This is a genomic window from Noviherbaspirillum galbum, from assembly GCF_010974945.1.
Classification (GTDB): domain Bacteria; phylum Pseudomonadota; class Gammaproteobacteria; order Burkholderiales; family Burkholderiaceae_D; genus Noviherbaspirillum; species Noviherbaspirillum galbum.
Genome location: NZ_JAAIVB010000007.1, coordinates 26,958 through 38,604, shown reverse-complemented (window position 1 = coordinate 38,604; position 11,647 = coordinate 26,958). Strand labels below are relative to the sequence as shown.

Sequence of the window (11,647 nt, the reverse complement as noted above, 5' to 3'; positions counted from 1 at the left end):
CGCGCCTGCCGCCGTTGAACCGTGATCGACGGCTACAGGAAGAAGCCGAACTTGTGCTCCCGTGCAATGGCCGCTGCTTCTTCCGGAATGCTGTACTCCTGCAGGAAGCGATAGTCGGGGCGCGAACGCAGGAAGGCGGTGAGACGTTCCGCATGCTGGTCGCGCAGGCCGATGACGAAGAACAGCGCCAGCTTGTCGCCCCAGGGCGCGGCCTGGTGCGGGTTGCGCTCGGTGGCGCAATGGTCGAGACGCGTGTCGAAGGCCACGAGGTCGCCGGCCTTGGACAATACCGCGCCGCGCTTCTTGTCCTGGTACCACATCTCGCGCATTTCCGGCTTCTGCAGCAGGTTGTTCGGGTTGGGAATCTTGTGGCTGCCGGGACTGACGGAAATGCCTCCGCCGAATTCCACGCTGTTGTCCTGCAGGTAAATGGCGATCTGCACCGGCGAATAGCCCGGATGCCAGTGGAAATCCAGGCCGGCGCGCTCGTTGGCATCGCTGTCCTTGTGCCAGGTGCCGAAGCCGTTGCGGTGGAAGCCATGCTCGGGAATGATCACGAAATGCTCATCGGGCTTTGCAAATCGTTCATCGACCAGTTGCCGGCAGGCCGACATCACGCGCGGCGTGAACAGACGGCGATATACCTCCGGATAGCGCAGCAGGTTCGGCCTGACCATGCCATAGCGCGGATGGTTCATGTCTCCGGGTTGCGCGGGGGCGTTGTCGAAGATGTCCGTCAGCACGCGGCGCATGTCGGCCACTTCGGCGGGAGTGAACACGCCGGGCGCCGTGCAGAATCCATTGTCGGCAAAGAAAGGTAGCATGGTTGGGTTCCGGTAAAGAAGATGGTGTCGCTGGTCTATAGGAACTTCCGCATGGGCTGCGCCTGAGCGAAGAGCGCCATGTAGTCGCCGAACTGCCGGCGCCGGAATTCGAACAGGCACTGCGGATCGGAGGCGAAGGTCTCCAGCAATTCCAGCGTGGTGCCGACGCTTCCGCGGGGAATCAGGCGCGGATTGCTGATGCAGGACTCGATGCGAGCCAGGTCTTCGGGAACCGGGTTCAGGATCGGAATGGCATTGCGCAGGTAATCGATCGCGCCCGTGGTCGGGGTGTCGTACATGAGGCAAAGATCATGGCTGTTGGCGAACTCGGCCATGGATTGCGCCAGGCAGCGCTTCAGATCCGCTGCGGACAAGCCGCATTCCGCTTCCAGCATGCGGATGATCGAATGGCCGGGCCGGCAGCGCACGCTGAGCGAAATGCCCTGCTTGCGCGCCCATTGAACGATCTCGCGGATGCCATCGATGTAAGGCCGGTAGCGTCCCGCGCAGACGCCGTTGAGCGACAGGGCGTTCAGCAGCAGGCCGACCGACTTCAGCGGCGCCGGAAAGGCGCTCGTTGCCGTGAAATTTTCGGGGTAGGTCAGGAGATGCTGCGGCACGCTGCGTCCGCCCGCGTCCACGATCGGTTCTCCCTGCATGGGGTGAACCAGCGACGTGATGTTGCGGTAGCGGAATTCGAGGTCAACCGTGATCTTGGAGTGCGGCACGAGCAGCACAGGCAGCTTGTGCTGTTCCGCGAACGACACCAGCGGGCCGTGGAAGCCCGCGTCATGATCCGACAGCACGAGGCGTTCGGGCAGCGCTCCGGCAAAGTAGGCCTGCAGCATGCCGTGCATGATGAATTGGGATTTCATCAGGCTGGCGAGGTGCCGGGCCTGGCGATGGCGATAGCTGTCGGTGCGGATGCAAGTGCGCAGCTCCTGTTCGAGCACCGCCTGCATGCGCTCCGCGAATGCCTGCGCGCGTGGCTCCAGCCCGTCCGGCAAGCGCGAAGGCGCGTCGCTCCAGCGGAAGAGATCGACTTGCTGGTCGAGTTCGACCGGCGGCCCCCATTGCTTCGCGACGAGGTTCATGGCGCGCAGGCCGCTGCCGCGGATCTCGCTGCCGAAGTAACGATAATCGTAGAAGCAGGTAGGCAGGTGGGCGACGACCTGGCATCGTTCCGGACCAGCGTTGCTGCCGAACAGCGCGGGAACGAGATCGTTTTCGGCGGGCCGCTCGCCGTACTGGAAAGCCTTGAACGCAATGCCCCGGCTCTTCAGCACCTCCAGCAAGGACAGCGTCGGCACGAAGGACGGCCAGTAGTAATGCGAAGGATTGTCGCAGACGAAGACATGCGGCAGCGTGCCTTCGAAATGGCGGGCCACGCTGCTCCACAGCGTCTGGTACCAACCCGCCGCCATGCCGAGGTAATACAGGTTCAGGAATTGCCAGCCGGCGAGCGAGCCGCCGGGCAGGAAGTCTTGCGCTGCGCGCGTGAGTTCGCCTTCGATCTGCGAGGCGCGCGCACGCGCGCCACGAACCAGTTCCGCGTAGTCGCGCGCTTCGGGCCATTCGATGTATTGCACATCGGACAGGCCTTTTTCCACGAGGCGGTCCAGCAGGCTGGGATCGAAGACGAAGGTCTTGTAGCGCTCGAGCGTCGCGGCGGCGGAAAGCGCCGCCGGTACGTCGTGGTCGCTGACGATGATGAAGACGTTCTCCATGTCGGCGGACCGGTCCTTCAGCGCTTGATCACCAGCCCCTGGCCGGTCGGCAGCGGGAACACGCGATAGCAGCGCTTTTCGAACCACTCGTCTTCGGCGATCTTTTGCAAGCGATATTCGCCGGACCACTCATAGTCGTCCAGGATCAGCATGCCGCCCGGCACGAGCCGGTCGAAGAGAACATTGAGCGTGGCGATCTCGAATTCGGCGCTGTTGAGGTCGATGTGCAGGAAGGCAATCTTCTCGGGCGAATTGCCTTCCAGCGATTGCGGAAGAAGGCCCTTGACGAGGCGCACCTGCTCATAGCCGTCGAAGCGCTTCTTGATTTCGTCGAACAGGCCGTCTTCCTGGCCTTCGAACTTGTGGCTTTGCACCGGGTTGTAGTCGAAGGTATCGTAGCCCCAGTAGGTCTTGGTGAACTTGTCCTTGCCGAAGTAATCGATGACGGTCTTGATGCCGGTGCCGCGGTACACGCCGCACTCGACGAAATCGCCTTCGAGCTGCGCGCAATGATAGGCGGAGCAGGCGAGGATATAGCGGCGCCAGGCGATGGCGCGGTCGGCGTCGTTCTGGACGTTGTTCTGCCAGGCTTCGCGGAAGGGGCCGTCCTCGAACAGCGAGTTGCTGCGGCCCCAGGTGAACAGGTTATCGCCAAGGTAGGAACCGGGAACGACCAGCTTCATGGCCTCGTCCATCAGCGCGTAGAAGCGCGCCGGATCGGTCAGGCCCCAGACGGTGCGCACCATGAAGTTCTGCACCCGCGCGGGATTTTCCATCGGGGTGATCTTAGGCAGTTGCATGCGTGGCTCCTCAGGTTGTTCATTGATTGCGGCCGCGCCGGCGGGGCGCTTGGCAAGGGTTTCGAATCGGTCTTCCAGTGCGCGGACGAAGCGCGGGCTGTCGAACAGCGCACACGTGAAGCGGGTTTCCTTCAGGTGCTGCTTCATGGCATCCACCCGGGAACGGTCCAGCGCCAGCGCGACGGCCTTTTCCTCGTATTCTTCCAGGCTGAAGGCAACCAGTTCCGGCAGGCCGGCCGCGCGCAGCAGGCTGCCAGCCATGCGCGATGCGAAGGCGCGGCCGGTGTAGGTCAGCAGTGGCAGTCCGGCCCACAAGGCATCGCTGGCAGTGGTGCCGGCATTGAAGGGATAGGTGTCGAGGAATAGGTCAGCGACCTGGAAGCGCGCCAGGTATTGTTCCGGCGCCACGCGACCGGCAAAGATCAGGCGCTGCGGATCGATGCCATGCGCCGCCGCCTGCTTGCGCAGGTTGTCCTGCGACCACTCCGTGTCCGCCACCAGCCACAGAACGCTGTCCGGCGCGCGCTGCATGACGCGCATCCATGCGCCGAAGACCTCGGGCGTGAACTTGAAGTTGTTGTTGAACGAGCAGAAGATGAACTTGTCTTCCGGCAGGCCGCACTCCGCCTTGGTCGGCGCCTCGCCGACCTTGCGCTTGCGGTCGTTGACCTGGAAGCACTCCGGCATGTAGAGCGGCTTCTCGGTATAGAAGTCCGCGAGTTCCGGTGGAATGAGGAATTCATCCGCGATCACATAGTCGATGCAGGGCAGGGCGGTGGTGCCCGGAAAACCCAGATAGGTGATCTGTACCGGCGCCGGACGGTAGGAAAGGATGTTGAAACGTGTGCCGAGCGTGAGTCCGTGCAGGTCCACCAGGATGTCGATCTCGTGCGAGCGGATCAGCTTGGCTGCCTGCTCGTCGGTAAGCTCGTGGATGGGAATGTAATGATCCATGGCCTTGACCACGCGGGCGCGCAAGGGCGTCCCGTCTTCCCGGCTCCAGGAAAAGGCGAACACCTCGACGCGCGAGCGGTCGTGCAGTTCAAACAGTTCGGCGGTCAGGATCGAGACCGCGTGCGAGCAGAGGTCGGACGACAGGTAGCCGATGCGCAGGCGCTTGTGGGCATATCCGTCGGCGGGCGCGAGCGGCGCGGCCGGCGGCATGACTTTCTTTGCGACGAAGGCGCGCGAGGAGGCGAGCTGCAAGGCCGGATCGTCGCTGGCGCTCAGCAGCGCGAGGGCGGAAGCGGAGCGCAGCAACTCGTCCTTGCTGATGCCGTTGATTGGTGTCAGGGCCGGCCATTTGCATTGCTTCTGGCGCAGGTGCAGCCAGTGCGCAGCCGCGTCGGGCTGGGCGGCGTCGAGCATCAGGCTTTCGGTCAGCATGGCTTCGGCTTCCTGATACTGCCTGCGCATTTCAAGCACGCGGCCGAGGTTGTTGCAGGCATGGATGCGCAAGGGCCTGTCGTTGGGCGATGCCGGATCGGTCAGCGCCAGCGCCTTGCGCCAGGTAGCGATCGCTTCTTCCACGCGCCCGGTGCGCTCGAGCACGGTGCCGAGATTGAGGTAGGCCTGCACGAATTCCGGAAGCAGGCCGATCGCCTGCCGATAGCTGGCTTCCGCGCCCGCGTGGTCCTGCAGGTTGACCAGCACCACACCCAGGTTGAAGTGGATCGCATGCGCCGCCGGCGACACGGTGTGCTTGAGCCAGGCGCGGTAGAGCGTGCAGGCATCGTTGGCTTGTTTGCCTGCGACCAGCGCCTCGGCGGCGCTGACCAGTTCGATCAACGGAAGCGTGCCTAGCGTCGCGGCGGACATCGCGCGCTCGAACGGCAAGACTCCGGGCTCGGCGGCTTCAGCGGCAAGGGAAGTGGAAGCTGCGCTTTTTTTCAATGTTGGCATTTTGTTCATCTTCGGCGATGTGTTGCGGCCATGCGGCGTCATGATGCTGTCTAGGCAACGGCCGCCAGCCGAAGATCTTTAGCGCGTGTTCACCCTGCCTGTCCGCCCTCTATCGATCCTGCTTGCTTCAGTCTCCACCGAGTCAGCCCGAACGCCGACGCCCCGGCCTGGCGCTCCAGCCGCAATCATGAGCCGATTGTCGTCGCGCGCGGAGGGTTTCGTTTTTGCGATTAACGTGGAAGTCCCGGTCTTGTTCCAAGGATTCGTTGGCATCGATCCAGACGATTCCGCCCTGGATCCGCTCAAGTTGGTCAAGCCGCTTGCCGTAAACAAGAACTGGGACAAAGGCGGGCATCCGCCGGGATCGATCATCCGTATCGCAGAAATCGGGAACACAAAGCATGGCTTCCATCATCGTTGGCATGACGACGGCGCAGATCGCGGCGCTCACGACGACACAGGTCGTGGCCTTGTCGACGGCCGACATGCTGGCGTTCACCAGCACCCAGCTTGGGGCGTTGACGACTGCCCAGGTCGCCGCCCTGACGACCCGTGGCCTTGCCGCCCTGACCACCGCGCAGATCGTCAGCGGCCTTTCCGCCGGCGACATGGCGGCGCTGGGCGCAAACCAGGCGGGCGGGCTGCGGACCGCACAGATCGCCGCCCTCCAGACACAGCAGATTGCCGCGCTGCGCACCGCTGTCATTGCCGCGCTGGGCACCGCCCAGATTGGCGCCCTCGACACCAACCAGATTTCCGCGGGACTCGGTACCGCCCAGGTCGCGGCCCTGAAAACCGCTCAGCTTGCCGCACTCACCACCAACCAGCTCGTCAACGGCTTCAGCACGGACCAGGTCGCCGCGCTGACCTCCGGCCAGGTCGCCGGCCTGACGACCGCGCAGTTTGCCGCGATGAGCGTCGGCCAGATCGCGGTGTTCGGCAGCGACGACATCCGGGCACTGCGTACCGCGCAGGTCGCCGCGCTGACAACCGACCAGATCGGGCAGGGCCTGACGACGGGCCAGGTCGCGGCATTGACTTCAGCGCAGGTAGCGGCGCTGAGCACCAGCCAGGTCGCCAACGGACTGACGACCGCGCAAATCGGTGCCTTCGGCACGGCGCAGGCGGCAAGCCTGACTTCGCGCCAGATCGCGACCCTGTCGCTGGGCCAGATCGCGGCCCTGTCGAGCGCGGACATCGGCGCGCTCAAGACTAGCCAGATCACGGCACTGACATCCGACCAGATCGCCTCCGGCCTGGCGACGGCGCAACTCGCCGCCCTCGGCTCGGCGCAGATTGCTGCGTTCACCACTGCCCAGGTCGCCAATGGCCTGACCGCAAGCCAGCTTGCGGCGCTGAGCAGCACCCAGGTGACGGCGCTTACCGCCGCGCAGGTGGCGGCGTTGACGACGGCGGCGCTGGCCGCCATGGAAACCGTCGATTTCGCCGCGCTGCGCAGCAACCAGATTACCGCTCTCACGTCGGCGCAGATCGCGGCTCTCGATTCCAGCCACCTTGCCGCGCTGACGACGGCGCAGGCGGGCACCCTGACCACGAGGCAATTGTCCCAGCTGTCGACCGACCAGTTCTCGGTGCTGCAGACGGCGGACATTGCCGCGCTGAAGACGGCGCAGGTCATGGCGCTCACCACCGACCAGATTGCCGGCGGACTGACCACTGCCCAGGCCGTCGCACTGACCACGGCCCAGGTGCAGGCATTGAAGACGAACCAGATCGCCGTCCTGAGCGATGCCGTGCTGGGCGCGCTGGAAAGCGCCGACCTGGTCGCCCTCAAGAGCACCCAGATTGCCGCGCTGACGACCAGCCAGATCGCCAATGCCTTGTCGACCGCCCAGATTTCCCTGCTCGGCAGCGGCCAGGCCACGGCACTCACCACGGCCCAGGTGGCGGCCTTGGGCACCAGCCAGCTGCTTGCCTTGCGTACCGATGCTCTGGGGGCGCTGTCGACCCGCCAGATAAGCGCCTTGAGCGCTTCCCAGCTTGGCGCGGGCTTGAGCAGCGCACAGATCGTCAACCTGAAAACCGCCCAGCTCACCGTGCTGGGCAGCGATCAGATCGGCGCCTTGACCACGGTACAGCTCGGCGCGCTGACCACGGCGCAGGCGGCGGCACTCGGCAGCAGGCAGATTGCCTGGCTGGCGAACGGACAGCTCGCCGCCCTCGGCACCGCGGACGTCGCCGCCTTGCGCACCACCCAGGTCATGGCGCTGACCACCGATCAGCTCGCCAGTGGACTCACCACCGCGCAGATCGCCGCCTTCGGCAGCGCCGCCTTGCGCAGCCTGTCCACGCAGCAGTTCGGCGCGCTTGGCACGCGGCCGTTCGCCGCGCTGAATTCGGCGCAGGTTGGCGCCTTGACCTCGTCGCAGGTCGCGGCTCTGTCTTCCAGCCAGGTCCAGGCGCTGCTCGACAGCCATGCCGGCGACATGGGCAGCGTGCAGGTGCAAGCCCTGACCAGCGCGCAGATCGGCGTGCTGACGACCACCGAGGTCGCCGCCTTCAATACCTTCCAAGTCGCGGCATTGAACACGGCCCAGCTCGCGGTCTTCGGCACGGCGCAACTGACGGCGATCGGTTCGGCCGATCTCCTTGCCCTGAAGACCTCGCAGCTTGCCAGCCTCTCGCAAAGCCAGGTTGCTGGTCTCTTGCCCAGCCAGATCGGCCTCTTGAGCAGCGCCCAGGTGGGCGCCCTGACCACCCTGCAGATGGCCGGCCTGGGAAGCGACCAGATTGCCGCCTTGACGACGGCCGAGCTGTCCGCCCTGAAAGGCGCGCAGATCGCGGCGCTGGCGAGCAGCCAGGTCGCTGCCGGCCTGTCGACGGCCCAGTTTTCCGTGCTTGGCGCGCTGCAGGTCGCCGCGATGACTACCGACCAGATCGCCGGCCTGAGCACCAGCCATATCGCGGTCTTGTCGACCTCGCAGGCAAGCGGCCTGACGGGTGCGCAGATCGCTGCCTTGTCGACGTCACAGCTTGGCGTGCTGCAGACCGGCGACATCGCCGCCTTGCGCGGCGCGCAGCTCATCGCCCTGACCACCAGCCAGATCGCCAACGGCCTGAGCACCGCCCAACTGGCCGCGCTGAACAGCGCCCAGACGCCGGTGCTCACCACCGCGCAGCTGTCGGTGCTGCCCGATGCCGTGGTGGCCGCACTGAGCACGGCAACGCTGGCGGCGCTGAAAACCAGCCAGATCGCCGCGCTCAGCAACAGCCAGCTCGCCAATGGCTTGAGCACCAGCCAGTTCGCCAGCCTGAAGACCGCGCAGATCGCCGCCCTGACGCCCGCGCAGATCGCCAACGGCATCACGACCGCGCAAGTGGCCGCCTTGAGCACGGCCCAGGCCGCGGCGCTCACCAGCGCGCAGATCAGGTCCTTGCTCGGAAGCCGGCTCGCGGCGCTCCAGACCCAGGAGCTGGCGGCAATGACCACCATGCAGGTGTCCGCCTTTTCCGTAGCCCAGGTGGCGGCTCTGGCACCGGCGCAATTCGCGGCGCTGTCATCGACCCAGCTGCCCGCGCTCGCCACGGACCGGATCGCCGCGCTGACCACCGACCAGGTGGCGGCGCTCACGACCGCGCAAACCCAGGCGCTGAACAGCCAGCAGCTCGATGCCTTGTCCACGTCCCAGCTGGCGGCATTGCAGACCGCCGACCTGGCGGCGCTGAAGGCGGCGCAGGTCCAGGCGTTGCTGAGCAGCCAGATCGCCGCGTTTGCCGCTTCCCAGATCCAGGCGCTGACGCCGGCGCAGATCGCGGCATTGACCGCTGCGCAGGTCGGAGCAGGGTTCGGTACCGATCAGATCACGGCGCTCACCAGCGCGCAGGCCCCGGCGCTGAGCACCGCCGCCATCCAGGCGCTCGGTTCCAGCCAGCTGAATGCCTTCGCCACTGCCAGCCTGAATGCGCTCACCACGACCCAGGTCGCGGCCCTGAGCGCGTCGCAGATCGCGTCCGGCCTGACCACGGCACAGTTCGCCGCGCTCGGCACGACGCAACTCAATGGCTTCAGTGCGGCGCAGATCGGGAGCGGCTGGACCGCCGGCCAGATCGCTGCGCTGGATACAACGCACGTCGCGGCGCTGGCATCGACCCAGATCGCGGCGCTGACGCCGGATCAGGTCAGCGGACTGGGCACGGACCAGGTCGCGGCCCTGGTCAGCGCGCAGATTGCGGCATTTGGTTCCGCGGCGCTCGGCGCGCTGTCGACGGCGCAATTCAATGTGCTCTCCACCGCGCAGGCCGTCGCCCTGCGGTCCAGCCAGATCGCTTATCTGTCGCCGGACCTGATCGCCGCATGGGGCACGGCGGACCTGGTGGTGCTGGGCAGCGCCCAACTCGATGCCTTGACCGATGCGCAGCTCGCGGCAATGTCCTCGACCCAGGTGCAGGCCTTGACGACGAGCCAGGTATCGCTGCTGACGACGGCGCAGCTCGCCGGGCTGGATGCCGATCACCTCGCCAGCCTGAGCAATGCACAGATCGCGGCGCTCAAGACGGGGCAGGTCGCCGCGCTGACGCCGGACCAGATTTCTGCACTCGGCACCGCCCAGCTGGCCGTCATGGGCAGCGCGCAGGTCGCCGCCTTTACGGCCGGCCAGATCGGCGCGCTGACGGCAGAACAGGTCGCCGCCATGACGCCGGGGCAGGTGTCGGCATTGAAAACGGCGCAGATCATCCTGCTTTCCGGCGACCAGCTCGCGGCCCTGTCGGCGACCCAAGTGAACGCGCTGAGCGGATCGCAGCTCGCCGCCTTGCTGCCCGCGCAGATCGCTTCCTTCAACAACGGCCAGATCGCGTCCCTGGCGAGCAGCCAGCTGGCCGCGCTCAAGCCCAGCCAGATCGCCGCCCTGACCCTCGACGAGGTGGTTGCCTTCGGCAGCGCCCAGGTGGCGGCCCTGTCCACGGCCCAGCTGTCGGCGCTGACCTCGACGCAGGTTGGCGTGCTGACGGCGCTGGAGCTGACCTCGCTGAGCACCGCCCAGCTGACCTCGTTCAAGATCAGCCAGGTGACCGCCCTTGGCAATGACCAGCTCGCCGCGCTGCTGACATCACAGGTAGCCGCGCTGACGGCCACCCAGCTCGGCGTGCTGACGTCCGCGCAGATGACAGCCTTCGACGGCGGCCAGATCGCCGCGCTGACCTCCACGCAGATTCCCTTGCTGAAGGCCGGACAGCTCACGGCCTTGTCCGCCAGCCAGGTCGCTGCCCTGACGACTGTGCAGATGCAGGCGCTGACGAATACCCAGATCGCGGTGCTGACCACCGCGCAGATCGGCGCGCTGGAAACCGCCGATCTGGCGGCCTTGAGCGTCAGCCAGATCTCGGCCTTCACCAATGCCCAGGTGTCGGCCATGTCGATCGCCCAGACCATGGCGCTCGATCCCGCGTCGACGCGCTATGCCACGCCGCTGGTGCTGGATCTCGGCGGGCAGGGCATCCAGACGCTCAGCGTGACGGCCGGCGTGGAATTCGACCTCCATGCCACCGGCGGCAAGGTGCACACCGGCTGGACGGGGCAGGGCGCCGGCCTGCTGGCGCTCGACCGCAACGGCAACGGCACGATCGACGACGGCGCTGAATTGTTCGGCAGCGCGACCCGCCTCGCCGACGGCAGCAACGCGGTGGACGGCTATGCCGCGCTGCGGGCGCTGGACGGCAACGGCGACGGCGTCATCGATGCCAAGGACGCCGCGTTTTCCGCGCTGCGCGTCTGGGTCGATGCGGATGCCGACGGCGTGAGCCAGGCCGGCGAGCTGAAATCCCTTGGCCAACTCGGAATCGCCTCGCTCGACGCGTCGCCCCGTGTCGTGCTGGAACAGGACAATGGCAACTTGATTCGCCTGGCGTCCAGCTATCGCGGCACGGACGGCAGCGTCCATGACATGGCGGATGTCTGGTTCGTGGCTGACAAGGCGCAGCCGCAAGACGCGCAAGGCGTGCAGGATTTGTCCGGTGCGGTCAGCGGTCTCGTTCAGGCAATCGCCGGCTTCGCGGATGCCGCCGTGCCCGCGGACGGCGCGAGGTCGGGGATGGAATGGCTGGATGGAGCCTCCGCCCGGATGTCGCCCTTGATTGCTGGCGTTACGGGTTTGACCGAGGCATTGCAGCGGTTCGAGGGCGGCGACCGTTCTGCCGCCGGGCTGGGAGGCGTGCTGGACCAGGCAAGCCGGACGGCGCGCAAGCCGGAGGATGGCGGCGGACTGCTGGCATCGCCAGGCGGGTTGAAGGGAATCGGCTGATGGCTGGTCCTCGACCCTAGGGCAGGGAAGGTGTGGTTGAATCAGCTATATATTTCCTTAGGGAAATAGTAGAATGATTTGTCATCATCAGGTCGGCGCAATGTCTTCGCCGTCCTGCGGCGGCCCGGCGACGG

General features: G+C 66.1%; 5 protein-coding genes. 1 reads left to right on the top strand and 4 read right to left on the bottom strand.

Annotated features, from left to right (window positions below; translation table 11 throughout):
• Nucleotides 1–32: 32 nt before the first annotated feature.
• The 4 genes from G3574_RS01065 to G3574_RS01050 form a co-directional block, all read right to left on the bottom strand.
• Nucleotides 33–824 (bottom strand): phytanoyl-CoA dioxygenase family protein, encoded by a 792-nt coding sequence (locus tag G3574_RS01065; RefSeq protein WP_163960014.1) that lies wholly within the window; start codon nt 822–824, stop codon nt 33–35.
• 35 nt (nt 825–859) lie between these two features.
• A complete protein-coding gene (locus tag G3574_RS01060; RefSeq protein WP_163960012.1) occupies nt 860–2,551 on the bottom strand; it encodes a hypothetical protein in 1,692 nt (563 codons plus the stop codon).
• A 17-nt stretch (nt 2,552–2,568) separates the two neighbouring features.
• The gene (locus G3574_RS01055; RefSeq protein ID WP_163960010.1) at nt 2,569–5,253 is read right to left on the bottom strand and encodes an O-linked N-acetylglucosamine transferase family protein; all 2,685 of its coding nucleotides are present in this window, start codon (nt 5,251–5,253) and stop codon (nt 2,569–2,571) included.
• A gap of 142 nt (nt 5,254–5,395) precedes the next feature.
• Entirely contained in the window at nt 5,396–5,677 is a 282-nt protein-coding gene (locus G3574_RS01050) for a hypothetical protein (protein ID WP_163960008.1), read from the bottom strand.
• Here G3574_RS01050 and G3574_RS01045 point away from each other — a divergent pair.
• The gene (locus G3574_RS01045) at nt 5,655–11,513 is read left to right on the top strand and encodes a beta strand repeat-containing protein (RefSeq protein ID WP_163960006.1); all 5,859 of its coding nucleotides are present in this window, start codon (nt 5,655–5,657) and stop codon (nt 11,511–11,513) included. The genes G3574_RS01050 and G3574_RS01045 overlap by 23 nt on opposite strands.
• Nucleotides 11,514–11,647: the final 134 nt, after the last annotated feature.

Bases quoted from the DNA above. Each gene is read 5' to 3' on its own strand.
- G3574_RS01060 (WP_163960012.1), bottom strand. From the start codon at position 2,551: ATGGAGAACGTCTTCATCATCGTCAGCGACCACGACGTACCGGCGGCG.
- G3574_RS01055 (WP_163960010.1), bottom strand. From the start codon at position 5,253: ATGCCAACATTGAAAAAAAGCGCAGCTTCCACTTCCCTTGCCGCTGAA.
- G3574_RS01065 (WP_163960014.1), bottom strand. From the start codon at position 824: ATGCTACCTTTCTTTGCCGACAATGGATTCTGCACGGCGCCCGGCGTG.
- G3574_RS01045 (WP_163960006.1), top strand. From the start codon at position 5,655: ATGGCTTCCATCATCGTTGGCATGACGACGGCGCAGATCGCGGCGCTC.
- G3574_RS01050 (WP_163960008.1), bottom strand. From the start codon at position 5,677: ATGCCAACGATGATGGAAGCCATGCTTTGTGTTCCCGATTTCTGCGAT.